Annotated in this window: 1 protein-coding gene; it reads right to left on the bottom strand. The window is 77.6% G+C overall.

Annotated elements, in window-relative coordinates:
• Nucleotides 1–229: 229 nt before the first annotated feature.
• Nucleotides 230–412 carry a Trm112 family protein gene (locus QR77_RS13430; RefSeq protein ID WP_040021923.1) on the bottom strand — a complete coding sequence of 61 codons (183 nt, stop codon included), beginning with the start codon at nt 410–412 and terminating at the stop codon, nt 230–232.
• Nucleotides 413–1264: the final 852 nt, after the last annotated feature.

Raw genomic sequence — 1264 nt, forward strand, 5'->3', positions numbered from 1 at the left:
CAGTGGTGTTGCGGAGCGCGATACGCGCCCGCGCCCCGGCTTCGGCGGCGCCCCGGAGCAGGCCGCGTCGGTCGACGCGGGCGAGTGCGTCCGGAGCGTCCAGCAGCGACTCGTCGAGCATGAGGATGAGCCTTTCGCATCGCCGGGCGCGGGGGGCGCGGCGCGTGAGTGGTCGTTGGCCGGGGCCGTCGCGGGTCTGTCGCCGGTGGCAGGGGCTGGGCGCTAGGTCCTAGGCGGGGCGGCGTGCCTCGTCGACGAGGAGGACCGGGATGTCGTCGCGTACCGGGTACGCCAGGCCGCAGTCCTCGCCGGTGCAGATCAACTCGGGGGTCTCGGCTGCGGTGCGGTCGCTGAGCGGCGCGTGACAGACCGGGCAGGCGAGGATCTCCAGGAGGCCGGCTTCGAGCGGCATGGGTGGTGCTCCTTCGAACAGGCGGATCGGGCCAGGCCAGCCTACCGCTGGGGGGCGGGGTGCGGTGCGGTCGTTGTGGGCGGGGGCTTTTCCCCTACCCGCCCCTTCCCGAAACCGGGGCCAGCCCCGGGCCCCGGGCGCCGGGGGCGGGGTCCCCGCGCAGGGGCGCGCGCGGACCGAGCGGATCGTACGGGGTGGTGCACGGGCACCCGTTGCGCGAGCGCGGCCGTGGCGAGGGCGGGAACTCCCCCACCCCGCCCCTTCCCGAAACCGGGGCCCACCCCGGGCCCCTGGCGCCGAAGGCGGGGCCCGGTTCCGCGGGGGGCGGGTGCGCGGACCGGCGGATCGTACGAGGCGGTGCACGGGCATCCGTTACGCGGACCCGCCAGTGGCCGGGGCCCACCCCGCCCTTTCCGGAAACCGAGGCCGGCCCGGCCCCCCAGAGGGCAGTGCTGGTGCGCCCCGAACCCGTGCACCCCGGGTGGGGCCTGGGACATCCCGGCCCCAGCGCCGGAGCAAGCAGGTGGGGTCCGCCCCGAGCCGACGGTCCCGGGCGCGCGGACGCCCCAGAACCCCAGGCGCAGTTGCCTATGCGGATCGGACGAGGTGGCGCAGCCCGCGCGCCCAACAGCGGGCGGAGGCGGGGGGTGCCGACCTTCCGCAGCCTGGCCCGCCGGCGACGCAGTGCTCAATCGCGGAGGGGACGCATCGTCGGGCGGGGCGAGTTCGCAGTGGAGCACCACGAGACACCTGGGGCGCGCATGCGGGTGCGCGGGCCGGATCGGGCGCGGGTGCGCCCCGAACCCGTGCGCCCCCGGCCCCGAGAGGCGGGCGGCGGGTGCGCCCCGGGCC

Source organism: Streptomyces sp. 150FB, from assembly GCF_000818195.1.
In the GTDB taxonomy this organism is placed as follows: domain Bacteria; phylum Actinomycetota; class Actinomycetes; order Streptomycetales; family Streptomycetaceae; genus Streptomyces.

What these genes read in the sequence shown, in the direction of transcription:
- QR77_RS13430 (WP_040021923.1), bottom strand. Translation starts at nt 412, where the DNA reads ATGCCGCTCGAAGCCGGCCTCCTGGAGATCCTCGCCTGCCCGGTCTGT.